The 21,271-nt window shown below is 72.6% G+C and carries 22 protein-coding genes; 12 read left to right on the forward strand and 10 right to left on the reverse strand.

All coding sequences use genetic code 11. The annotated features are described in order from the left end of the window. Positions 1–11 precede the first annotated feature (11 nt). Both MRBLMG1_RS01220 and MRBLMG1_RS01225 read right to left on the reverse strand, forming a co-directional pair. Entirely contained in the window at positions 12–245 is a 234-nt protein-coding gene (locus MRBLMG1_RS01220; RefSeq protein ID WP_367819783.1) for a hypothetical protein, read from the reverse strand. A gap of 13 nt (positions 246–258) precedes the next feature. After that, positions 259–1,110 (reverse strand): helix-turn-helix domain-containing protein, encoded by an 852-nt coding sequence (locus MRBLMG1_RS01225; protein WP_367819785.1) that lies wholly within the window; start codon positions 1,108–1,110, stop codon positions 259–261. Positions 1,111–1,288: 178 nt separating this feature from the next. Here MRBLMG1_RS01225 and MRBLMG1_RS01230 point away from each other — a divergent pair, with 178 nt between their 5' ends. Continuing rightward, positions 1,289–1,762, forward strand: coding sequence for an ATP-binding protein (locus tag MRBLMG1_RS01230; protein WP_367819786.1), 474 nt, complete (start codon positions 1,289–1,291; stop codon positions 1,760–1,762). 50 nt (positions 1,763–1,812) lie between these two features. Here MRBLMG1_RS01230 and MRBLMG1_RS01235 read toward each other — a convergent pair whose 3' ends face one another. The 3 genes from MRBLMG1_RS01235 to MRBLMG1_RS01245 all read right to left on the reverse strand — a co-directional run bounded on the left by MRBLMG1_RS01235 (position 1,813) and on the right by MRBLMG1_RS01245 (position 4,835). Then, complete coding sequence (locus tag MRBLMG1_RS01235; RefSeq protein WP_367819788.1) at positions 1,813–3,456, reverse strand: ABC-F family ATP-binding cassette domain-containing protein; 1,644 nt, start codon at positions 3,454–3,456, stop codon at positions 1,813–1,815. A gap of 242 nt (positions 3,457–3,698) precedes the next feature. Further along, entirely contained in the window at positions 3,699–4,115 is a 417-nt protein-coding gene (locus tag MRBLMG1_RS01240) for an SsgA family sporulation/cell division regulator (protein ID WP_367819790.1), read from the reverse strand. 249 nt (positions 4,116–4,364) lie between these two features. After that, a complete protein-coding gene (locus MRBLMG1_RS01245) occupies positions 4,365–4,835 on the reverse strand; it encodes a (4Fe-4S)-binding protein (protein WP_367819792.1) in 471 nt (156 codons plus the stop codon). Between the two features lie 76 nt (positions 4,836–4,911). On the opposite strand from MRBLMG1_RS01245, the gene MRBLMG1_RS01250 reads away from it, so the two are divergent. Continuing rightward, positions 4,912–5,997: a WD40/YVTN/BNR-like repeat-containing protein gene (locus tag MRBLMG1_RS01250; protein ID WP_367819794.1), complete on the forward strand. Its 1,086-nt coding sequence runs from the start codon at positions 4,912–4,914 to the stop codon at positions 5,995–5,997. A gap of 85 nt (positions 5,998–6,082) precedes the next feature. On the opposite strand, the gene MRBLMG1_RS01255 is transcribed toward MRBLMG1_RS01250, so the two are convergent. Then, on the reverse strand, positions 6,083–6,382 hold the full coding sequence (locus MRBLMG1_RS01255) for a YciI family protein (RefSeq protein ID WP_367819796.1): 300 nt from the start codon (positions 6,380–6,382) through the stop codon (positions 6,083–6,085). Between the two features lie 100 nt (positions 6,383–6,482). Between MRBLMG1_RS01255 and MRBLMG1_RS01260 the strand changes: the two genes are divergently transcribed. Next, entirely contained in the window at positions 6,483–7,187 is a 705-nt protein-coding gene (locus MRBLMG1_RS01260) for an endonuclease V (protein WP_367819798.1), read from the forward strand. 62 nt (positions 7,188–7,249) lie between these two features. Then, positions 7,250–7,369: a morphogenic membrane protein MmpA gene (gene mmpA, locus MRBLMG1_RS01265; RefSeq protein WP_367819800.1), complete on the forward strand. Its 120-nt coding sequence runs from the start codon at positions 7,250–7,252 to the stop codon at positions 7,367–7,369. Positions 7,370–7,460: 91 nt separating this feature from the next. Here the strand turns inward: mmpA and MRBLMG1_RS01270 are convergent, their stop codons facing one another. Next, positions 7,461–8,918 (reverse strand): saccharopine dehydrogenase family protein, encoded by a 1,458-nt coding sequence (locus tag MRBLMG1_RS01270; RefSeq protein ID WP_367819802.1) that lies wholly within the window; start codon positions 8,916–8,918, stop codon positions 7,461–7,463. A 181-nt stretch (positions 8,919–9,099) separates the two neighbouring features. On the opposite strand from MRBLMG1_RS01270, the gene MRBLMG1_RS01275 reads away from it, so the two are divergent. From MRBLMG1_RS01275 to MRBLMG1_RS01290, 4 genes are read left to right on the forward strand one after another with little or no spacing between them, the layout of a single operon-like run. Further along, positions 9,100–10,257, forward strand: coding sequence for a CaiB/BaiF CoA transferase family protein (locus MRBLMG1_RS01275; protein ID WP_367819804.1), 1,158 nt, complete (start codon positions 9,100–9,102; stop codon positions 10,255–10,257). After that, on the forward strand, positions 10,254–11,396 hold the full coding sequence (locus MRBLMG1_RS01280; protein ID WP_367819806.1) for an acyl-CoA dehydrogenase family protein: 1,143 nt from the start codon (positions 10,254–10,256) through the stop codon (positions 11,394–11,396). Before MRBLMG1_RS01275 ends, MRBLMG1_RS01280 begins: the two co-directional genes overlap by 4 nt. A gap of 46 nt (positions 11,397–11,442) precedes the next feature. Beyond that, the gene (locus tag MRBLMG1_RS01285; RefSeq protein ID WP_367819807.1) at positions 11,443–12,657 is read left to right on the forward strand and encodes an acetyl-CoA C-acetyltransferase; all 1,215 of its coding nucleotides are present in this window, start codon (positions 11,443–11,445) and stop codon (positions 12,655–12,657) included. A 38-nt stretch (positions 12,658–12,695) separates the two neighbouring features. After that, on the forward strand, positions 12,696–14,870 hold the full coding sequence (locus tag MRBLMG1_RS01290; RefSeq protein ID WP_367819809.1) for a 3-hydroxyacyl-CoA dehydrogenase NAD-binding domain-containing protein: 2,175 nt from the start codon (positions 12,696–12,698) through the stop codon (positions 14,868–14,870). Between the two features lie 172 nt (positions 14,871–15,042). Here the strand turns inward: MRBLMG1_RS01290 and MRBLMG1_RS01295 are convergent, their stop codons facing one another. Beyond that, on the reverse strand, positions 15,043–15,777 hold the full coding sequence (locus MRBLMG1_RS01295) for a MerR family transcriptional regulator (protein ID WP_367819811.1): 735 nt from the start codon (positions 15,775–15,777) through the stop codon (positions 15,043–15,045). Positions 15,778–15,855: 78 nt separating this feature from the next. Here MRBLMG1_RS01295 and MRBLMG1_RS01300 point away from each other — a divergent pair, with 78 nt between their 5' ends. Next, a complete protein-coding gene (locus MRBLMG1_RS01300) occupies positions 15,856–16,338 on the forward strand; it encodes a macro domain-containing protein (RefSeq protein ID WP_367819812.1) in 483 nt (160 codons plus the stop codon). A gap of 90 nt (positions 16,339–16,428) precedes the next feature. Next, positions 16,429–16,920, forward strand: coding sequence for a hypothetical protein (locus MRBLMG1_RS37280; protein ID WP_414721465.1), 492 nt, complete (start codon positions 16,429–16,431; stop codon positions 16,918–16,920). A gap of 10 nt (positions 16,921–16,930) precedes the next feature. On the opposite strand, the gene sph is transcribed toward MRBLMG1_RS37280, so the two are convergent. Continuing rightward, positions 16,931–17,968, reverse strand: a complete 1,038-nt coding sequence (sph, locus tag MRBLMG1_RS01310; RefSeq protein ID WP_414721467.1) for a sphingomyelin phosphodiesterase — start codon at positions 17,966–17,968, stop codon at positions 16,931–16,933. 125 nt (positions 17,969–18,093) lie between these two features. On the opposite strand from sph, the gene MRBLMG1_RS01315 reads away from it, so the two are divergent. Together MRBLMG1_RS01315 and MRBLMG1_RS01320 are read left to right on the forward strand one after the other, a co-directional pair. Continuing rightward, positions 18,094–18,579 (forward strand): hypothetical protein, encoded by a 486-nt coding sequence (locus MRBLMG1_RS01315; RefSeq protein WP_367819817.1) that lies wholly within the window; start codon positions 18,094–18,096, stop codon positions 18,577–18,579. Positions 18,580–18,677: 98 nt separating this feature from the next. Continuing rightward, on the forward strand, positions 18,678–19,559 hold the full coding sequence (locus tag MRBLMG1_RS01320) for an oxygenase MpaB family protein (RefSeq protein ID WP_367819819.1): 882 nt from the start codon (positions 18,678–18,680) through the stop codon (positions 19,557–19,559). Positions 19,560–19,584: 25 nt separating this feature from the next. On the opposite strand, the gene MRBLMG1_RS01325 is transcribed toward MRBLMG1_RS01320, so the two are convergent. Next, entirely contained in the window at positions 19,585–21,144 is a 1,560-nt protein-coding gene (locus MRBLMG1_RS01325; RefSeq protein WP_367819821.1) for a M1 family metallopeptidase, read from the reverse strand. Between the last annotated feature and the right edge of the window lie 127 nt (positions 21,145–21,271).

Here is a 21,271-nt window from a genome sequence, read left to right on the forward strand (position 1 = left end):
GGCGCGGCAGCTCACAGCAGGTGGTCGGCGGCGCCGGCCTTCACCGCGGAGATCAGTGCCCGCAGCGCTTCCACCGAGTCGCTGACGTACGCGCCGGGGGCGAGCGTCGAGCCGATGTACGCGTGCCCGGAGTCGTCCACACCGAAGCGGAAGCAGTTCGCTCCCTCGCTGCAGAAGGGGGCGTTCCAGTCGATCTCGACGGCCGGGGCGGCCGGGGCGGCGGGGGAGTCGGTGATGCTGTTCATGGTGAGGGGTCCTTCACAGATCCTGGGCTATGGCTCGGACGAACGCGCGGGATTCGGCCTCCGGCAGCGCGAGCCCGCGCAGCCGGTCCAGCAGGCCGCGGTACCGGCGCAGCTGCATGCCGGTGTCGAGGAGGAGCGAGCCGTGGGAGGAGTCGAGCTGCACGGTGTCGAGCTGCGGCACGGGCGCGCACACATAGGTGAACGACTGGCCGGCGCCCGGGAAACCCCCCGCGGCGAAGGGGATCACGCGGACGGAGACGGTATCGCGTCCGGTGTGCGCCAGGATGTGCTCCAGCTGGCCCCGCGTCACCTTCGGGCCGCCGAACTGCATGCGCAGCGCCGCCTCGTGGATCACGGCCTCGTAGCGCACGGGCCGGTCGCGGTGCAGGACCTCCTGGCGGCGCAGCCGCAGGGAGAGCCGGGCCTCCAGGTCGGGCGCCGGCAGGGGTGGGACGGCCGTGTCGAAGACGGCCCGCGCGTGTTCCTCGGTCTGTAGGAGGCCCGGGATGTGGGTGGTGACGGCGGTGTGCAACTCCGAGGCATGGAACTCGAGTTCGGCGATGTCGATCAGCGCGGGCGGCAGCAGGCCCCGGTGTCCTTCCCACCAGCCCCGGTCCCGTTCCTGGGCCATCGCGGCGAGTAGGTCGACCAGCGCGGTGTCCGGGCAGCCGTAGTTGAAGGCCAGGGTCCGGACGCGCTCGGCGCTGATCCCGAAGCGGCCGGCCTCGATGTGCGGGATCCGGGTGCGGTCGACGCCCAGGAGGGCGGCGGCCTGTTGGGCCGACATCCCCGACTGTTCGCGCAGTTTGCGCAGTTCGCTCCCGAGTCGCTGCTGTCGCGCGGTCGGGCTGCTCCTGGGTGGCACGCTCCGTCTTCCCTTCGCTCCGTGACCGCGACGGCCCGGAGAGGCGTCGATTTGGCCGAAATGCGGTGAGTACCTGCAAGTAGTAGCACTGTGCTCCGGTCGTGCGCTACGGTCGGTAGCGCAAGTCTCACACGGCGCTACCGAGGCCGTGTGCAGGAACCCCCCATGCACAGGAAATGTGAGCAACCCGATGAAGGGCGCCCTGCGTTGCCTCCCGTCCGCCGCCGCGGCCGGACCCATACCCCCCGCCACGGAGAACCTCAGCTACTCGATGCTGCTCCCCGGCGGCGCCTACTGCGCCGGACTCGCGCGCGAGTCCGTCACCTCGCTCCTGAATCGTCACGGCCTGTCCGACCTCAACGAGACCGCCGCCCTGGCCGCGTCCGAACTCGTCGCAGGCGCCTACCGGTTCACCCCCGACCGCGAGATGATCCTGCGCGTCCGCTGGCAGTACGAGGCGCTGCGGATCGTGGTCTACGACCAGCATCCGGCCCACGCCGCGCCCGCCGCGGCCGAGGAATGCCGCGACCGCCGCAGCCGCAGCATGTGGCTGCTGGCCGCGGCGGTCGACTCGCACGGCGGCGACTGGGGGCTCGCCCCCGTCCTCACTCCCGGCGGCGGCACCAAGTCCTGGGCGTTACTCCACCGCTAGCGCCGTACCGCTCGTGTCATTCCGCCACCGCCGGCGCGGACCCGACCCCGCTAGCGCGGTACCGCCACCGTCTCCCGTACCTCCTCCGCCGTCGTCGGCCGCAACTCACCGTCGAGCAGCAGCCACCGGGTGATCCCGAGCGACTCCAGGAACGCCACGTCGTGGCTCGCCACGATCAGGGCCCCCTCGTACGCGTCGAGGGCGTCCGTCAGTTTCCGTACGGACGCCATGTCCAGGTTGTTCGTCGGCTCGTCCAGCATCAGCAGCTGCGGGGCAGGCTCCGCGAGGAGCAGCGCGGCGAGCGTCGCCCGGAACCGCTCGCCGCCCGACAGGGTGCCCACGGCCTGATCGGCCCGCGCCCCCCGGAACAGGAACCGGGCCAGCCTCGCCCTGATCGCGTTCCCCGTCGCCGTGGGCGCGAAGCGGGCCACGTTCTCCACCACGCTCAGCCCGTCGTCGAGGACGTCGAGCCGCTGGGGAAGGAAGCGGAGCGGCACCCGTGCCTCCGTCTCGCCCGCCAGTGGCTCCAACTCCCCGGCGATCGTCCGCAGCAGCGTCGTCTTCCCGGCCCCGTTCCGGCCGACCAGCGCGATCCGCTCCGGGCCGCGCAGCTCGAACCCGCCCCCGACGCGGGCCCCGTACCGCAGCTCCAGGTCGCGCAGGAACAGGACCTCGCGCCCCGGCGGCACCGAAGTGCGGGGCAGCTCGACGCGGATCTCGTCGTCGTCCCGCACCGCCTCCACCGCGGCGTCGAGCCGCTCCCGGGCCTCCGTGAGGCGCTCGGAGTGCAGCGTGCGCTGCTTGCCGGCGGTGACCTGCGCGTCCCTCTTCCGGCCGTTCGCCACGATCTTGGAGGCGACCTTGTTCTCGGAGCTCTTCTGTCCGTACCGCTTGCGCCGGGCCGACTTGACCTGCGTGTCGACCAGTTCCCGCTTCTGGCGCTGCACGTCGGCCTCGGCGACGCGCACCATCCGCTCCGCCGCGTCCTGTTCGGCGGCGAGCGCCGTCTCGTACGCGGACCAGCTGCCGCCGTACCAGGTGATCGTGCCGTCGCGCAGGTCGGCGATCTGGTCGACGCGCTCCAGGAGTTCGCGGTCGTGGCTGACCACGACCAGGACCCCGGACCAGTTCTCCACCGCCTCGTACAGGCGGGCGCGCGCGTGCAGGTCCAGGTTGTTGGTCGGCTCGTCGAGCAGCAGCACGTCGGGCCGGGCGAGCAGCAGGGCGGCCAGCCGCAGCAGCACCGACTCGCCGCCCGAGATCTCGCCCACCGTCCGGTCCAGGCCGACGTGGTCGAGCCCGAGCTGGTCGAGGGTGGCCCGGGCCCGCTCCTCCACGTCCCAGTCGTCGGCGAGGGCGGTGAAGTGCTCCTCCGCCGGGTCGCCCGCCTCGATGGCGTGCAGGGCCGCACGCTTGGCGGCGATGCCGAGGATCTCGTCGACCCGCCGTTCGGTGTCCAGGACCAGGTTCTGCGGCAGGTAGCCGAGTTCGCCGGTGACCCGGACCGCGCCGGAGGCGGGCGTGAGCTCGCCGGCGACGAGCTTCAGGAGCGTGGACTTGCCGGAGCCGTTGAGGCCGACGAGCCCGGTGCGGCCGGGGCCGACCGTGAGCCGGAAGTCGTCGAGGACCTCGGTGCCGTCAGGCCAGGAGAAGGAGAGCGAGGAACAGGTGATGAAGGTGGGGTGATGCGCCATGGAGGCCTCCCGGTCGCGCGAGCGTGGAAATGGGGGCGACGCGAGACACCGGGGCGCGGGCAGTGTGAGGAACGGCTCGTACGCCGAGGTCGAGAACGGCACACGCGGCACAGGGGGCACGCGCGGCGCGGTGTCTCGCAACCTCAGACGAGCAACGTCCTTCTCCGATCGGGTGACGACAAGGTCAAGGACGACGGTACGACCGGGACCGGCAGAGGGGCAAACGATTTACGGCGGATCCGCTACGGGTGGTCGCGGAGCAGCTCGGCCAGGTCCTGGTCCCAGTCCAGGTACTGGTGCTCGCGCCCGGCCGGCACCAGGTGCTCCGCCCGCTCCAGGAAACGGCGCAGTTCCGACGTCCTGACATGGACCATGGCCACCCCCTCGGGGGCGTGGAACTCGACCACCGTGCGGTCGTACCCGTACGGACGCAGGCGCACGTCACCGACCCCGGCCGGCCGTTCGACCCCCTGGACGAGCAGCTCACGGGCGAACGCCCAGGACACCTCGACGCCCTCCAGGGTCGCCGGTGGCGGGAACGCCATGCTCACGGCGTACGGGTCCTCGCGGTCGTACCGCAGGGTCGCGGGAACGGTCTCCATACGGGGAGCGGATGCGACCAGACGGGCCTGGAGGGACTGTTCGATGACGGCGGACAAGACCGGCTCCTCTCACGCGGGCTTCGGATCCTGTGCGTCTCCCCGACACCAGGGCACCTGACACCAGGGAGGACGAGCGGGACGGCCGGAACGTGCACTCGCCGCCCACGTGACCTGTGTCACGGACGGATCGGCGGGAGGCGGCGGGAGGCCGGGGCCACGGACGGAAGGTCGGGAGGCGCCGGGAGGTCAGCGCCACGGACGGAACGGCGGGGGGCGGCGGGAGGCTTCCGGGGCGGCGCCCGGCGGTCAGCGCTCGTCGGCCACGTCGTCGTCCGGTTCGGCGCACGGGCCGGAGTGGTCGCAGTACGGCTGGTTCCCCGAGGCCCCGCAGCCGCAGAGCACCACCCGGGTCTCGTGCCGGTCCCCGTGCGCGCCCGTCACCAGTAGGTCCCCGCGGAGCACGAGCTGCCCGGAGGGGCTGCGGCGCACGGTGGTGGGGGAGTCCGGGGGTTCGACGGCGGCGTCCGCCGGGCGGTGGTGGTACTGCAGTGCCCCGGAGGGACAGCGGCGGACGACCCGCTCGACCTGGCCGGGCTCGGCCGCGTCGGGCAGCACCCAGGGGCGCCGGGACAAGTCGAAGACCTCCGGCAGGCCGTGGACGCACTCGGCCGCGTGCAGGCAGCGGCGCGGTTCGAAGGTGACGGTGATGCCCTCGCCCTCGTACTCCTTGAGCTTCGGCTGCTCGTCGCCCGCCCGCTCGTCCGTTCGCTCGCTCATGCGACCCAGCCTAGGAACGCCCGCCGCGGGACGCACCCTGGACGGGGACCGTCCTGGGGCACTAGCTTCCGGCGCCATGACGTCCATGGGGAAGACGAGACGAATGATGTCGGTGGGGCTGATCGGGGCGGCGCTCGCGCTCACCCTCGCGGCACCCGCGCGCGCCGGGGAGACCCCCGCGGCCGCGGCCGGCTGGCACCTGACACCGACCGGTACCGACGCCCGTTTCCGCGGGCTCGCGGCGGTCGACCGTTCCACCGCCTGGGCCGCCGGCTCCCGGGGCACGGTCCTGCGCACCACCGACGGCGGCCGGAGCTGGCGAGACGTCTCGCCGGCGGGCGCGGGCGACCTGGAGTTCCGTGACGTGCAGGCCTTCGACGCCCGCCGGGCCGTCGTCCTGGCCATCGGTGAGGGCGAGGCCTCGCGGGTGCTGCGCACCGAGGACGGCGGAGCCACCTGGACCGAATCCTTCCGCAACACCGACCCGCGCGCCTTCTACGACTGCATGACCTTCTTCGACCGCCGGCACGGCCTCGCCATGAGCGACCCGGTCGACGGGAAGTACCGCATCCTCGCCACCCGCGACGGCGGCCGGTCCTGGCAGGTCCAGCCCACCGCCGGCATGCCGGACGCCCTCCCCGGCGAGGCCGGCTTCGCGGCGAGCGGCCAGTGCCTGGTGTCGGCGGGACCCCGGGACGTCTGGCTCGCCACCGGCGGCGGTGCCGCGGCCCGGGTCCTCCACTCCGCCGACTGGGGCCTGACCTGGACCGCCACCACCACCCCGATCCCGGCCGGCGACCCGGCCAAGGGCGTCTTCGGGCTCGCCTTCCGCGACCGCACCCACGGCATCGCGGTCGGCGGCGACTACCGCAGGGACCAGCCCTCCCCGCAGGCCGGCGCCGTCACCGACGACGGGGGCCGCACCTGGCGCACCTCGGCCACACCGCCGCCCGCCTACCGCTCCGGCGTCGCCTGGCTCCCGCACGCCAAGGCGGCCGCCCTCGCCGTCGGCCCCACCGGCACCGACCTGACCACCGACGGCGGCCGCACCTGGCGGACCGTCGACACCGGCTCGTACGACACCGTCGACTGCACCGCCGACGGCTCCTGCTGGGCCTCCGGCGAGAAGGGCCGGATCGCGCGACTGCTCAGGAAGGACTGACCGAAGGACCGGGCCGGTAAGGAAGGACGACCGAAGGACCGGGTCCCGTCCGAAATCAGCGCCAGGCGCGACTTTCGGACAGGACCTAGGAGGGCAGTTGCTCCCGGTACGCGGCGATCCCGTCGGCCGTCTTGGTCGCGTAGAACTCCGTGATCCGGTACGCGCACACGCCCTCGACGCTGAACGGGTCGGCCGCCGCGATCCTCTCGATCTCCGCGCGGTCGACCCCGGCGGCCAGGATCACCCCGCCGTCCCGCGGGTTCTTCCGGCCGGACGCCAGGAACACACCCTCGGCGTACCGGGCGTCGAGCCACTCGACGTGCGCGTCGAGGAGGGCGTCGACCCGCTCGACGGGTGCGGTGTAGGTCAATTCCAGTACGAACATGATCGCCAGGCTACCCGTGCCCCGCGGCGACCGTTCGGCCGCCGCCCACCTCCCTGAGCAGGCCGCCCGGCGACAAGAGGCCCCCTAGGGTGGGCCCATCATGACGATCATCGAGATTCCGGCGGGCTGGCCCGCCGACGAGGGTGCCGCGCGGGACGTGCAGCGGGAGTTGCGGGAGCGGCTCGTGCTCGGGGAGAGCGGGCCGGTGCCGGGGGAGGGGAACGTCACCGGGCTCGACGTGGCGTACGACGACGAGCGGGACCTCGTCGCCGCGGCGGCCGTGGTGCTCGACGCGCGGACCCTGGAGGTGGTGGAGCGGGCCACGGCCGTCGGCCGGGTCTCGTTCCCGTACGTCCCCGGGCTCCTCGCCTTCCGGGAGATCCCGACCGTGCTCGCCGCGCTCGACTCCCTGACCGCCGACCCGGGCCTCCTGGTCTGCGACGGCTACGGCATCGCGCACCCCCGCCGCTTCGGCCTCGCCAGCCACCTCGGGGTGCTCACCGGACGGCCGTCCATCGGCGTCGCCAAGAACCCCTTCACCTTCACCTTCGAGCAACCCGGCGACGGGCGCGGTGACTTCGCCCCGCTGCTCGCCGACGGCGAGGAGGTCGGCAGGGCGCTGCGCACCCAGGCGGGGGTGAAGCCCGTCTACGTGTCCGTGGGCCACCGCGTCTCCCTCGACAACGCCTGCGCCCACACCCTGCTCCTCTCCCCGCGCTACCGCGTGCCCGAGACCACCCGGCACGCCGACTCCCTCTGCCGCGGCGCGCTCAAGGAGGCGCTGGGGGCGGGCGGGTCCCTCTGAGTACCCGGGGTGAGTAGCCGTACGGATGCCCGTTGTCATACCCCCACGGCAGAGTGGGCGTCATGACAGCTCGTGTTCCCGCACCCCGTGGTCTCACCGTCGCCCTCGCCGTCGGCGGGGCCTCCGCCCTCGCCTGGGCCTGCGCCATCCTGTACGTCCTCGCTGACTGGACGCTCGGATGACCGGACGCCCGCGCCGCGTCGAGCGCGGCGCGGTCCTCCCCGTACGGCCCTGACTCCCCGTACGGCCCTGATCGCGTCCCGCCGGCGCGGGCTAGCCCCGGTGGGCCACCCGGAAGCGGATGCCCGCCGCGCGCAGCCGGTCGGTGAGCGCGTCGCCCATCGCGACGGCCGTGGTCACCTGGCCGGCGGTCTTCGGCAGGGGGTCGAAGGCGAGGCAGAGGGCCGACTCGGCGAGCATCTTGGCCGTCTCGTCGTAGCCGGGGTCGCCGCCCGACACCTCGGTGAAGACCCGTCGTCCACCGCCCTCGCCGACGAACCGGACCGAGAACCAGCTGCGGGCGCGCCGCTCGGCGGAAGGGCCTTCGCCCGCCGAGTAACGCTCCATCAGCCAGCCGCGTACGGAGGGGAGTTGCGCCGCCGCCACGCTCGCGCCGACGGCGGCCGCGCCCCCGAGGGCCATCGGGAGGGTCTTCACGGAGGCGTAGTGCCGGTAGCGGAAGTCCGGCCCGTACCGTTCCAGGCTCGCGGCCGAGCGGGCCACGATCTGCGGGTCGAGGGTCGGCAGCGGGAGCGCCCAGGTGCCCGTCTCCGTGCTGAACCGGGGTCCGCCCAGCGGCGCGCGGGCCCGGCGGCCCACCAACCGCGGTTCGTACAGGTGCCGTTCGTGCGCGGCTCGCAGGATCTCCCGGCCCCGGCCCATCGCGGTGAGCGCGGACGCGAAGGTGCCGCCGGAGAAGGCGGCCCCGGCCCGGACGAAGCCGTCGACTCGGAGCGGTACGCCCTCGGGGAGCTGCCGGACGGTGAAGTACGCGCCCAGGTCGTGGGGGACGGAGTCGAAGCCGCAGGCGTGCACGATCCGGGCGCCGGTCTCTCTGGCGCGCGCGTCGTGGCGGACGTAGGTCCGGTCGACGAACTCGGCCTCGCCGGTGAGGTCCACGCAGTCCGTCCCGGCCTCCGCGCAGGCGGCGACGAGCCCGTCGCCGTACCAGACGTAGGGCCCGACGGTGGTGGCCACGACCCGGGTGGACTCGGCGAGGTCGCGCAGCGAGTCGGGGTCGTCGGCGTCGGCGACGACGAGCGGCAGGTCGGCGCAGTGCGGCCACCGGGCGGCGAGCCGGTCGCGCAGGGAGGCGAGCCCCGACCGGTTGCGGCCGGCGAGCGCCCAGCGGCACTCCGCCGGGGCGTTACCGGCGAGGTACTCCGCGGTGAGCTCGCCCACGAACCCGGTCGCACCGAAGAGGACCACGTCGTACGGCCTCGCCCCGGCCTCCCGCTCGACGGCGTCCGACGGCCTCGCCTCGGTGTCCCGCCCCAGCACCTCCGACGGCCTCGCCCCGGTGTCCCGCTCGACGCTGTCCGACGGCCCCGCCCCGGTTTCCAGCGCGCCGGCGTCCGACGGCCCCGCCCCGGTTTCCAGCGCGCCGGCGTCCGACGGCCCCGCCCCGGTTTCCCGCTCGGCCGCGTCGGACGGTCCCGTCCCGGCCTCCCGCTCCACCGCGTCCGACGGGCTCGCCCCCGCCTCGCGGCCCTTGTCCGCCCCTGTGTCCATGCAGCCCCTCGTTTCGGCCGTGCCGCGCCGCCGCGCGCGGTTGTCGTCGGCGGAGGATAGCGGAAGTCGGACGACGGGCAATTTCCAAGCGCTTGCTCGGCTCGGGGGCTTGTGCCGAGTGGAACACGTTCCTAGCATCTCCGGTGTTACATCATTGGTGTCACACACTCCTGGGGGCTCGATGAGCACGACGCACACCACCGGGACCGGCCCGCTCACCGGCGTACGCGTGGTCGAACTCGCCGGCATCGGCCCCGGTCCCTTCGCCGCCATGGTCCTCGCGGACCTCGGCGCCGACGTCGTGCGCGTCGACCGCCCCGGCGGCGCCGGACTCGGCATCGACCCGGCGCGCGACCTGACCAACCGCAACAAGCGCTCCGTCCTCGTCGACCTCAAGGCCGAGGAAGGCCCCGCCACCGTGCTCGACCTCGTCGAACGCGCCGACGTCCTGATCGAGGGGTACCGGCCCGGCGTCGCCGAACGCCTCGGCGTCGGCCCCGAGGCCTGCCTCGCCCGCAACCCGCGCCTTGTCTACGGGCGGATGACCGGCTGGGGCCAGGACGGGCCGCTCGCCCCCACCGCCGGACACGACATCGGATACATCGCGATCACCGGCGCCCTCGGCATGATCGGCCCCGACCCGGACGGCCCGCCGACCATCCCCGCCAACCTCGTCGGCGACTACGCCGGCGGCTCCCTCTACCTCGTCATCGGCGTCCTCGCCGCCCTCCAGCACGCCCGGACCCACGGCGAGGGCCAGGTCGTCGACGCCGCCATCGTCGACGGCACCGCCCACCTCACCACCATGATCCACGGCATGCTCGCGGCCGGCGGCTGGCAGGACCGGCGGGGCGTCAACCTCCTCGACGGCGGCTGCCCCTTCTACGGCGTCTACGAGACCTCCGACGGCGGGCACATGGCGGTCGGCGCCCTGGAGGAGCGGTTCTACGCGGAGTTCGTCCGCCTCCTCGGCGTCGACGAGGCCGCCTCCGCCCGCCACGACCTCGCCCGCTGGCCCGAACTGCGCAAGGCCGTCGCCGACGCCTTCCGCGGCCGCACCCGCGAGGAGTGGACCGCCGTCTTCGACGGCAGCGACGCCTGCGTCGCCCCGGTCCTCTCCCTCCGCGAGGCGCCCGCCCACCCGCACCTCGCCGCCCGCGGCACCTTCACCGAGCGGGACGGCATCGCCCAGCCCGCCCCCGCGCCCCGCTTCTCCGCCACCCCCGGCACCCTCCGCACGGGCCCCGCCCTGCCCGGTGCCCACACCGCCGAGGTCGCCCGCGACTGGGCCGTACCCGGCCTCGCGAGCCCGACCCAGACCGAGGAGACCGAAGCATGAAGCGCCAGCTCTACACCGCCGACCACGAGGCCTTCCGGGCGGTCGTCCGCACCTTCCTGGAGAAGGAGGTGCTGCCGCACTACGCGCAGTGGGAGAAGGACGGCATCGTCTCCCGCGAGGTCTGGCTCGCCGCCGGACGGCAGGGACTGCTGGGCCTCGCCGTCGACGAGGAGTACGGAGGCGGCGGCAACCCCGACTTCCGCTACGGCGCCGTCCTCGCCGAGGAGTTCACCCGCGCCGGGGCGCCCGGCCTCGCCATCGGCCTGCACAACGACATCATCGGCCCGTACCTCACCTCGCTCGCCACCGACGAGCAGAAGCGGCGCTGGCTGCCCGGCTTCTGCTCCGGCGAGATCGTCACGGCCATCGCCATGACGGAACCCGGCGCCGGCTCGGACCTCCAGGGCATCCGCACCACCGCCGAGGACCACGGCGACCACTGGATCCTCAACGGCTCCAAGACCTTCATCTCCAACGGCATCCTCGCCGACCTCGTGGTCGTCGTCGCCCGCACCACCCCTGAGGGCGGTGCCCACGGCCTCTCCCTGCTCGTCGTCGAACGCGGCGCCGAGGGCTTCGAGCGCGGCCGGAACCTTGACAAGATCGGCCAGAAGTCGCAGGACACGGCCGAGCTGTTCTTCACCGACGTCCGCGTCCCCAGGGAGAACCTGCTCGGCGAGCTCAACGGCGCCTTCGTGCACCTGATGACCAACCTCGCCCAGGAGCGCCTGGCCATCGCCGTCGCCGGCATCGCAGGGGCCGAGCACCTCCTGGAGATCACCACCCGCTACGTCAAGGAACGCGAGGCGTTCGGCCGCCCCCTCGCCAGGCTCCAGCACATCCGCTTCGAGATCGCCGAGATGGCCACCGAGTGCGCCGTCACCCGCACCTTCGTCGACCGCTGCATCGAAGAGCACGCGAACGGCGCGCTCGACGCCGTCCACGCCTCCATGGCCAAGTGGTGGGCGACCGAACTCCAGAAGCGCGTCGCCGACCGCTGCCTGCAACTGCACGGCGGATACGGCTACATGAGCGAATTCCCGGTCGCCCGTGCCTACACCGACGGCCGGATCCAGACCATCTACGGCGGCACCACCGAGATCATGAAGGAGATCATCGGCCGGTCCCTCCTCGGCTGACCTCCCGCCGCCCGTCTTCTCCCACCCTCATCGCGAAAGGCTTCCCGTGAGCACCGAAGCGTACGTGTACGACGCGATCCGCACCCCGCGCGGACGCGGCAAGGCCAACGGCTCCCTGCACGGCACCAAGCCCATCGACCTGGTCGTCGGCCTCATCCGGGAGATCCAGTCCCGCAACCCCGGCCTGGACCCGGCCGCCATCGACGACATCGTGCTCGGCGTCGTCGGCCCCGTCGGCGACCAGGGCTCCGACATCGCCCGGATCGCGGCCATCGCCGCCGGCCTGCCCGACACCGTCGCCGGCGTCCAGGAGAACCGCTTCTGCGCCTCCGGCCTCGAAGCGGTCAACATGGCCGCCATGAAGGTCCGCTCCGGCTGGGAGGACCTCGTCCTCGCCGGCGGCGTCGAGTCCATGTCCCGGGTGCCGATGGCCTCCGACGGCGGCGCGTGGTTCGCCGACCCGATGACCAACCTGGAGACCAACTTCGTCCCCCAGGGCATCGGCGCCGACCTCATCGCCACCATCGAGGGCTTCACCCGCCGCGACGTCGACGAGTACGCCGAACTCTCCCAGGAACGCGCCGCCGCGGCCTGGAAGGACGGGCGCTTCGCCCGCTCCGTCGTCCCCGTCCTCGACCGCAGCGGCCTCGTCGTCCTCGACCACGACGAGCACCTCCGCCCCGGCACCACCGCCGACTCCCTCGCCCGCCTCAAGCCCTCCTTCGCCGACATCGGCGAGCTGGGCGGCTTCGACGCGGTCGCGCTGCAGAAGTACCACTGGGTCGAGGAGATCGACCACGTCCACCACGCCGGCAACTCCTCCGGCATCGTCGACGGCGCCTCCCTCGTCGCCATCGGCTCCCAGGAGGTCGGCGAGCGGTACGGCCTGACCCCGCGCGCCCGGATCGTCTCCGCCGCCGTCTCCGGCTCCGAGCCGACCATCATGCTCACCGGCCCCGCCCCGGCCACCCGCAAGGCCCTCGCCAAGGCCGGCCTCACCATCGACGACATCGACCTCATCGAGATCAACGAGGCCTTCGCCGCCGTCGTCCTGCGCTTCGTCAAGGACATGGGCATCACCCTGGACAAGGTCAACGTCAACGGCGGCGCCATCGCGCTCGGCCACCCGCTCGGCGCCACCGGCGCGATGATCCTCGGCACCCTCGTCGACGAGCTGGAGCGCCAGGACAAGCGCTACGGCCTCGCCACCCTCTGCGTGGGCGGCGGCATGGGCATCGCCACCGTCGTCGAGCGCGTCTGACCGTCCCGTCCGCACCCCTCTTACGGAGAAGCAGAGCCATGAGCGAGAGCACCACCATCCGCTGGGAACAGGACGCGACCGGGATCGTCACCCTCGTCCTCGACGACCCGAACCAGTCCGCCAACACCATGAACCAGGCCTTCCGGGCCTCGATCATCGCCATCGCCGACCGGGTGGAGGCCGAGAAGGACTCCATCCGCGGCATCATCTACACCTCCGCCAAGAAGACGTTCTTCGCCGGCGGCGACCTCAAGGACATGGTCAAGGCGGGCCCCGAGCACGCCCGTGACATCTTCGACTCCGCCATCGAGATCAAGAACGCCCTGCGGCGCATCGAGACCCTCGGCAAGCCCGTCGTCGCCGCGATCAACGGCGCCGCCCTCGGCGGCGGCTTCGAGATCGCGCTCGCCTCCCACCACCGCGTCGCCCTCGACGCCCCCGGCTCCAAGATCGGCCTGCCCGAGGTCACGCTCGGCCTGCTCCCGGGCGGCGGCGGCGTCGCCCGCACCGTACGCCTCATGGGCATCACCGACGCCCTGCTCAAGGTGCTGCTCCAGGGCACCCAGTACAACCCGCAGCGCGCCCTCGACAGCGGTCTCGTCCACGAGCTCGCCGCCACCCCCGAGGACATGATGGCCAAGGCCATCTCCTTCATCGACGCGCACCCGGAGTCCCGCCAGCCCTGGGACGTCCCGGGCCACCGCATCCCCGGCGGCACCCCGTCGAACCCCAAGTTCGCCGCCAACCTGCCGGCCTTCCCCGCCAACCTGCGCAAGCAGCTGAACGGCGCGCCCTACCCGGCGCCCCGCGCCATCATGGCCGCCGCCGTCGAGGGCTCCCAGGTCGACTTCGAGACCGCGCTCACCATCGAGAGCCGCTACTTCACGGAGCTGGTCATCGGCCAGACCGCGAAGAACATGATCCAGGCGTTCTTCTTCGACCTCCAGGCCGTCAACTCGGGCGCGAGCCGCCCGAAGGGCGTGGACAAGCGCCAGGTCCGCAAGGTCGCCGTGCTCGGCGCGGGCATGATGGGCGCCGGCATCGCGTACTCCTGCGCCCGCGCCGGCATCGACGTGGTCCTCAAGGACGTCTCCGCCGAGTCGGCGGCGAAGGGCAAGGCGTACTCCGAGAAGCTGTGCGCCAAGGCCGTCTCGCGCGGCCGCACCACCCAGGAGAAGGCCGACGCGCTGCTCGCCCGAATCACCCCCACCGGCGACGTGGCCGACCTCGCCGGCTGCGACGCCGTCATCGAGGCGGTCTTCGAGGACACCGCGCTCAAGCACAAGGTCTTCCAGGAGATCCAGCACGTCGTCGCGCCCGACGCGCTGCTCTGCTCCAACACCTCGACCCTGCCGATCTCCGTCCTCGCCGAGGGCGTCGAGCGCCAGACCGACTTCATCGGCCTGCACTTCTTCTCGCCCGTCGACAAGATGCCGCTCGTCGAGATCATCAAGGGCGAGCGCACCGGCGACGAGGCGCTGGCCCGCGCCTTCGACCTCGTCCGGCAGATCAACAAGACCCCGATCGTCGTCAACGACTCGCGCGGCTTCTTCACCTCGCGGGTGATCGGCCACTTCATCAACGAAGGCGTCGCCATGGTCGGCGAGGGCATCGAGCCCGCCTCGATCGAGCAGGCCGCGGCCCAGGCCGGCTACCCGGCGAAGGTCCTCTCCCTCATGGACGAGCTGACCCTCACCCTCCCGCGCAAGATCCGCAACGAGACGAAGAAGGCGGTCGAGGAGGAGGGCGGCACCTGGACCACCCACCCGGGCGAGGCCGTCATCGACCGCATGGTCGACGAGTTCGGCCGCCCGGGCCGCAGCGGCGGCGCCGGCTTCTACGAGTACGGCCAGGACGGCAAGCGCGGCAAGCTCTGGCCCGGCCTGCGCGAGCACTTCGCCAAGCCCGGGTACGAGATCCCCTTCCGCGACATGCAGGAGCGGATGCTGTTCTCCGAGGCCCTGGACACCGTCCGCCTCCTCGAGGAAGGCGTCCTCACCTCGGTCGCCGACGCCAACATCGGCTCCATCATGGGCATCGGCTTCCCCGCCTGGACCGGCGGCATCCTCCAGTACATCAACGGCTACGAAGGCGGACTCCCCGGCTTCGTCGCCCGCGCGCGCGAACTGGCGGACACCTACGGCGAGCGGTTCACCCCCACCGCCCTCCTCGTCCGGAAGGCCGAACAAGGCGAGCTCTTCACCGACTCCTGACCGCCCCCTCCGCCCCCGGGCCGGCCCTCACGGCTTCCCGACGCAAGCCCCGGGCTCCTGACACGAGCCCCGGGCTCCGGGCCGGCCCTCACGGCTCCCGACGTGAGCCCCGGGCTCCCGGTCGGAGGCCTCACGGGCCCTGACACGGGCCCCGGGCTCCCGGCCGGGGGCCTCACGGGCTCCGGAACGCCGTCCTCAGCTCCTCGCTCAGCGAGCGCTGGAAGGCCGTGACGAGGGCCTGGACCACCATCGGCTGCATGTGTGCCGACAGCGACCTCATCGCCGTCAGGTGGTCCGGGTCCTCCCCGCTCTCGCGGTACGGGTTCCACACCTGCTCCTGGAAAAGCCGGGAGAGCTCCTGCGCGGCCGTGCGCGCGTGCTCCAGGAGCACCGTCCGCGAGGCCAGGATCGTCTCGTGCTCGATCGGCACGTCCAGGAGCTCCACCCCGAGCCGCAGCAACGACCCGTCCAGCCGGTACGTGTCGTCCTCGTCCGTGCGGTCGAGGACCCCCATCGCCGCCAGCCGGTCCACGTCCCGCTCCGCCAGCCCCCGCCCCGCCCGCCGCTCCAACTCCCGCCGCGTGATCGTCTCCGCCGACTCCGGGGCCCATGCCGCCACCAGCGCCCGGTGGATCGCCAGGTCCTGCGCACTCAGATCGGCCGGCAACTGCTCCAGATACCGCTCGATCGCCGCCAGCGTCATCCCCTGCCGCTGCAACTCCTCGATCAACGCCAGCCGCGACACGTGGTCAGGCCCGTAGTGCCCCACCCTCCGCGCCCCGATCACCGGCGGCGGCAACAACCCCCGCGTCCCGTAGAACCGCACGGTCCGCACCGTCACCCCGGCCCGCGCCGCCAGCTCGTCCACGGTGTACACCGGCTCCCGCGCGCCGCTCGCCTGCTCCATGGTCCAACAGTATTGCTGTCTCACCAGCCGTGTAAAAGACCGGCGCGACTGTCAGTGGTGGGTCGTAGCGTGATCGTCATGAACGGGATCACGTACGTCCGGGGGGACGCGACCGCACCGCACGGCAAGGGCGTCAAGATCGTCGCGCACGTGTGCAACGACCTCGGGGGCTGGGGCAAGGGCTTCGTCCTGGCCGTCTCGCGGCGCTGGCCGGAACCGGAGGCGGCCTACCGGCGCTGGCACCGCGAGCGGGCGCGGAACGACTTCGGCCTCGGCGCTGCCCAGTTCGTCCGGGTCGAGCCGTACGTCTGGGTGGCCAACCTGGTCGGGCAGCGGGGGATGCGGACGGGGCGGAGCAGCGGCGTCCCCGTGCGGTACGAGGCGATCGACGCCGCCCTCGGGCAGCTCGGGGACAAGGCGGCCGGGCTCGGCGCGTCCGTGCACATGCCCCGCATCGGCTGCGGGCTCGCCGGCGGCTCCTGGGAGAAGGTCGAGCCCCTCGTTCTCCGGCGGCTGGTGGACCGGGGGATATCGGTCACCGTGTACGACTTCGGCGGGTAAGGGGCGCGGGGACGGGTTGTCGTAGAGGTGTTCGACGAGGCGGGTTAGAGTCGGCCGCTGATCGTGTCGGGTAGGGAGCGGGGGAGTCGGATGTACGCGCAACTCAGGGAGACGGCTGATGAGTTGGCCGGGGTGTTGTGGCGGGAGCACACGGTGTACCGGGAGCGGGGTGGTGGGGTGGTGATACGGGGGGAGCATGTGAGGCGGTGGATCAGCCTGGCGCCGACCGGGGGGAAGGACAGGGCGCTGGTGAGGGCGGGGCGGATCCTGGACGGGGGGACGACGGCGCCGGCGCGGACGGAGGTGGTCGTGGACCTGACGGCCGGGACGGGGGAGCTGGCGGCGGTGTGCCGGCGGCTGCTCGCGGATGTGGCGGGGGCCGGCGATCTGGCGGCGGGGCCGTCCGGGGCCGGGAAGCCGCAGAAGCGGGGAGGGCCGGGCCGGACGGCTCGCGCCACCCGGCCCGGCCGCCGGCCCCGGAAGGAGCGGCACACGAGTGCCGGCTCCTGGGTGGTCTTGCTGTGCGTCGGCGCGGTGCTCGGTGTCTGGCTCTACGGCATGTTCGGCGGGTACCCCTACTGAGGGGTCCCGGTCAGAAGCCGGTGACGGGGTAGTGGTCGGACAGGTTGGTGTAGGTGTACTGCGTGCCCCAGCTGGAGACCGTCCACGGGGCGCTCTGCTCCAGGACCACGTTGTTGGTCCAGCCGGCGGGGCGGGCGTTCCCGGCGCGGTAGAGGACGTAGTCGAGGTCCTCGCGCGGGTCGTCCGGGTAGCGCTCGGAGGCGATCGAGTTCAGCGCGGTGTCGAAGGAGTACGGGTGGCCGGTGCGGGCGTCGGCGCCCGCGAGGCCCGCGTCGGCGAGCATCGTGCCGTACTCGGGGGTGTGGGAGTCGACGTTCATGTCGCCGGCGACGATCACCTGCTCGTTCGCCGGGATGTTCTTGGCGTCGAGGAAGGCGTCGATCGCCTTGAACTGGCGGCTGCGCATCTGCGCCGCCTCGCCCGCCGAGCAGCCGGGGTCGGTGGACTGGGCGTGGGTGCCGACGACGTGGACCCGGCTGCCGTTGACGTCGAGGACGGTGTAGGCGAAGCCCTTGTTGGAGTACCAGTCGGCGCCGCAGGCGTCCTTGTAGACGTACTGCTCCTTGCGGACGATCGGCCACTTGCTGAGGATCGTCACGCCGCCGTCCTCGGGCGTGGTCGAGGAGTAGGCGCCGCCGGTGGCGTCCCAGCCGGTCTTGCTGCGGCCGACGACGGGGGTCTGGTACGGGTACTGCCCGGCGGCGTTCGCCTTGAGGGCGTCCGAGGCGGAGTTGTCGAAGGTCTCCTGGAGCACGACGACGTCCTGCCCCTGGAAGAAGGCGGCGGCGGGGATCGCCTTGGCCCGGTGGTCCTGGCCCCAGTTCGGGTAGAGCGTCTTGCTGAAGAGGAACGTGTTGTAGGTGAGGACCTTCAGTCGCGGGGCCTCGGCGGCGGTGGCCGTGGCGGAGGCGGACGCGGCCGGGGCGGTGACCGCCAGTGTGGCGGCGGCGACCGCGAGGGAGAGCGCGGCGCCCGGGGTGCGGCGGAAGGCGGCGAAGGACACGTGAACTCCTGTGGAGGCGTGGGGGGTTGGCCTGGCGCCGCACATACAATCAGCCGTGATTACCTTCCGGTAGCCTTTGGATGCCGGGAATCTTGCCGAGCGAGCACGATCACGCCAACTCTCGCCCCGGTGTCTGAATTGTCCTTGTTTGGACCAGGTAGAATGCGCGCATGACCCTCGCGAACTCGCAGATCTTCAAGACGGACCTCGGTCCGCTCAACCCCGTCTGGGCCGAGCTCATCCTCGGCCTCGTGGTGTTCGGACTGACCTTCCTCATCCTGGCGAAGGGCATCCTGCCGAAGATCAAGCGCACGCTCGACGAGCGCGATGACGCGATCGAGGGCGGCACCGACCGCGCCGACGACCTGCGCGCCGAGGCCACGAAGATCCGTGAGCAGTACGAGGCGGAGCTCGCCGAGGCCCGCCACGAGGCCGCCCGCATCCGCTCCCGCGCCACCGAGGAGGGCTCGGCCGCCATCGCCGCCGCCCGCGCCGAGGGCATCGCCGAGCGCGACGCGATCGTCGCCGCCGGCGTCGAGAAGATCGCCGCCGAGCGCGCCGCCGCCGAGCGCGAGCTCACCGCGGACGTCGACGCCTGGGCCCACGCCCTCGCCGCCCGCATCGTCGGCGAGCCGGTCGGCGCCGACCGCCGCTGACCCGTACACCCACCGAGGGGCCGACGCCCGGGCCGCGACAGCCCGGGCGTCGGCCCCTTCGCCGTGCGTGGCAGCCTGGAGACAGAGGAGGAGAGACCATGCCGTCTGGGACGAGCCTCGACCAGGCCCGGGTCGCCGACCCGGCGCCGCCGCCCGTAGGCGGGGTGCTGTGGACCGTCGCCGGTGACGTCCGGGCCCTCCTGATGCTGCCCGCCGCCCTCACCATGCAGGTCGCCCACCCCGCGATCGGCGCCGGAGTCGACGAGCACTCCGTCTTCCGGACCGACCCCTGGGGTCGCGGCGAACGCTCCCTGCGCTCGCTCCAGCTGTGGATCTACGGCGGTGAGGACGCCGCGCGGGAGGGCCGCCGACTCCGGGAACTGCACCGGAACATCCAGGGTACCGACGCCAACGGCCGCCGCTACCACGCGCTCACCCCGGCCTACTACGCGTGGGTGCACGCGACGGGATTCCCCGTGTACCTGCGCGGGCTCGGCCTCCTCGCCCGCCCCCTCACCGAGGCGCAGGAACGGCGGCTGTACGCGGAATGGCTCCAGGTCGGCCGGGTCCTCGGCATCCACGACCGGGACATGCCGCAGACGATCGAGGCGTTCTGGCCGTACTACCGCAAGGTCCTCGCCGAGGAGCTCGAGGCGACCGTCGTCGTACGGGAGCTGCTCGACACCGACCTACCCGTGCCCGCCCCGGACCGCGGCCCGCTGCCGGTCAGGATCGCGCTCCGGCTCCTGTGGCCGGTCCTGCGCCGCCCGTTCCTGCGGCTGCGCGCCTTCCTCACCGTCGGCCTGATGCCGGCGGACGCCCGCGAGGCCATCGGCCTGGACTGGAGCGACGCGCAGGAGCGGACCCTGCGCCGGTACGCCCGGATCGTCCGGGCCGTCGTCCCCGTCCTGCCGGAACGGCTCCGCTACCTGCCCCTGGCCAGGAAGGCGCGCGAGGCCGCCCGCAGCGCCCCGCGCTGACGGACGGCCCCGGTCACGGCACGGCTCAGTGGCCGCCGTGCGCGTCCCGTTCGTGGATCGTGTTCGTCGCCGCGATCTTCTTCCACGACTTCGGCTGGACGGGCTTCGCCGGCGTGCCGCCCGGCTGCCCGGCCGTGGTGGGCGACGCCGCGAGCGCGCCCGACCGGGCCGCCGTACCGTCCGCCCCCACCGCCGGGGCGGACGGCTTCACCGGCTGGTACAGCCAGGTGTCGAAGAGCCCGGCCAGCGGCTTGCCGGAGACCCGCTCCGCGTACCGCACGAAGTCGGAGACCCGCGCGTTGCCGTAGGCGAACTCCTGCGGCCAGCCCTTGAGGATCGCGAAGAAGTCCTCGTCGCCGATCTCGTTGCGCAGCGCCTGGAGGGCGAGTGCTCCCCGGTCGTAGACGGCGCCGTGGAACTGGTTCTCGGCGCCCGGGTCGCCCGGCTTCACCGTCCAGAAGGGATCGTCGGCAGGCCGGGCGGCGTACACGTAGTCCGCCAGCTCCTGTGCCGTGCCCTCGCCCTCCTTCTCCGACCAGAGCCACTGGCTGTAGCGGGCGAAGCCCTCGTTGACCCAGATGTCCTTCCAGTCGTGGACGGACACGCTGTCGCCGTACCACTGGTGCGCCAGCTCGTGGACGACCACCGACACGTTCGCGCCGTTGGCGAACTGCCGCGGGCTGTAGAAGGGGCGGGTCTGCGTCTCCAGGGCGAAACCGCTGGTCACGTTCGGCACGTAACCGCCGAGGGAGTTGAACGGGTACGGCCCGTAGACCGACTCGAGCCACTCGGCGACCTCGGTCGTGCGCTCGATCGAGGCGCGCGCCGCGCCCGCGTTGTCGCCGAGGTCCTTGCTGTAGGCGTTGAGGACGGGCAGCCCGTTCGCGGTCTTGTCCGTCGTGATGTCGAACCTGCCGACGGCCAGCGTGGCCAGATACGGCGCCTGGGGCTTGTTGGAGCGCCAGGCGTAGCGGGTCCAGCCGAGCCGCGAGGACTGCGACTGGAGGACGCCGTTGCTGATGGCCTGGTGCCCGTCCGGCACCGAGACGGAGACGTCGAAGGTGGCCTTGTCCAGCGGGTGGTCGTTGGACGGGAACCACCAGACGGCCGAGTCGGGTTCCTGCGCGGCGACGCCGCCGTCCGGGGTGCGGGCCCAGGCCGACCAGCCGTCGATCTTGACCTCGGACGGCTTGCCCGCGTAGCGGACGACGACCGAGACCGCCTTGCCCTTCTCCAGCGGGGTCGCCGGCGTGATCTCCAGCTCGTGGTCCCCCGACGCGGTGAACTTCGCGAACCGCCCGTTGACCCGTACCTCGCTGACCTTCAGGGCGAAGTCCAGGTTGAAGCGGGACAGGTTCTGCGTGGTGGTGGCGAGGATCGTCGCCGTGCCCTCCAACAGGTCCGTCGCGGGCTGGTACTTCAGGCGCAGGTCGTAGTGGGAGACGTCGTAACCGCCGTTGCCGCTGGCGGGGTAGTAGGAGTCGCCGATGCCCGCGGCACCGGGGACGAAGTCGGCCGCCGATGCCGGGATCGCCAGCAGCAGGGAGGCCGCGAGGGCGCTCGGAACGATGAGTCTGCGATGCACGGGTGCTCCAAGTCGTAAGAAACGTAAGGCGTGTGGGTGGGCGCCGGTCCTTAGCTTGGACACTATTCAGCCTCCCGACGCACCGTCACGTCCAGGGGACCCCCTGTCACACGATCGCCATTCGGCC

Source organism: Streptomyces sp. LMG1-1-1.1, from assembly GCF_040815545.1.
Taxonomy (GTDB): Bacteria; Actinomycetota; Actinomycetes; order Streptomycetales; family Streptomycetaceae; genus Streptomyces.